This window comes from Lacrimispora amygdalina (genome assembly GCF_900205965.1).
Taxonomy (GTDB): Bacteria; Bacillota; Clostridia; order Lachnospirales; family Lachnospiraceae; genus Lacrimispora; species Lacrimispora amygdalina_A.
Genome location: NZ_OAOF01000071.1, coordinates 1 through 1,585 on the forward strand (window position 1 = coordinate 1; position 1,585 = coordinate 1,585).

The following is a 1,585-nucleotide window of genomic DNA, read 5'->3' on the forward strand; positions in this document are numbered from 1 at the left end:
CACGTATAATCCAATTATCTTAGATGGTAATTGGATTTTTCCTTTCTCCCAGATTCTCTGGGCATTTTAATCCATCTCTGATATATTTTGAAAAGGCACTGTGGATCTGTACCTATATAATTACAGCTTTGACTGTTCCGAGGTGACTCAGACCACAGCTTTTCGTCTATTACTGTTAATCAGTTTGTTAACGCCTGACGTTTCTATTTACGTGATTACACAGCCGGATTCTCTGTGGAAGACAACAGTGCCAATATACATATCAGGAGGTTTCACTCTATGTCCATGTACTTTGTTGGAATTGATATTTCCAAGTACAAACATGATTGCTGCATTATATCTGCTGCTGATCAAAAGATTGTTTCAAAATTTACTGTTAAAAATGATAAGACAGGTTTTGAGCAGCTACTCACTATTTTTAATTCTCTCTCCAATCCACAGGATATAAAAATAGGGTTCGAATCAACAGCCCACTATGCCCTCAATCTCGAACTCTTCCTTGAAAATGCCAATCACAGCTTCATGGAAATTAATCCAGTTCTCATCAAGGAATACAAGAAATCCACATCTCTAAGGCGAACCAAGACCGACTCTATTGACTGCGAATCAATAGCCCGGTGGTTAATGACTGTTGAATACAAACCCCATTCAAAAGGATTTTACCACGCTTATTCCTTAAAGTCATTAACTCGTTTGCGTGATAGGTTAGTTCGGCAGCGTTCTTTTTATCTTATAAAGATTACCAATGTGCTAGATCACACCTTTCCTGAATTCAAGCCTTTCTTTCATGAGCGTTTATCTAAGACCGCTCTGTATCTGCTTGAAAACTACGGTTCCGCTGAAAAGATGGCAAGAATGAATTCAGTATCTTATGACAAACTTCGTTCTATATCAAGAGGCAAGTTTTCTCCTCAGCAGTTCCTGGAGTTGAAGGAACTTGCCACAAATACTGTGGGAGTAAATAATTCTATCTTTGATGTTGAACTGAACAGCTTACTTACTCTTTACAAATCTCTTGTAAAAGAAATAGGTACTCTTGAGAATGAAATCAATAAACTAATTGAAGAGGTCCATCCTCATTACATGTCAGTTCCGGGCATCGGTCCAATATCTGCCGCCGTTATTTACTCTGAATACGGCGATATATCGAACTTTTCAAACCCAGGTCAGATGCTTGCCTTTGCTGGAATAGAACCAGGCATAAATGATTCTGGAACAGAATCACACGGTGGTAGAATGGTGAAGCGTGGATCATCTCAGCTGCGATATGTTCTTATTAATTGTTGCCTTCCATTAATCCGTTTCGATATAACATTTGCAACTTATTATGCCAAGAAACGCGGAGAAGGCAAACCACATCGAGTAGCTATTACTCATGTGGCGAAGAAGCTTGTTAGAGTCATCTATGCATTGGAGAGGCAAGAAGTAGACTATAACATTCAAAAACTTCGCTAAAACATCTTTCTAATAAAATTTTGTATTCATCTGAAATACGGTGTATTCAGATGGCTTATTAAAGTTACTCTTTTTTTATATCAAAAAATTTGTATAAAACCTCTTGACTATTTATAGTTTGTCACCTCTT

Annotated in this window: 1 protein-coding gene; it reads left to right on the top strand. The window is 37.6% G+C overall.

Annotation, left to right across the window (positions count from 1 at the left end; all coding sequences use genetic code 11):
* The first annotated feature begins 279 nt into the window (after positions 1–279).
* Positions 280–1,455, top strand: a complete 1,176-nt coding sequence (locus CRO04_RS25700) for an IS110 family transposase (protein WP_097007063.1) — start codon at positions 280–282, stop codon at positions 1,453–1,455.
* The last annotated feature ends 130 nt before the right edge of the window (positions 1,456–1,585 follow it).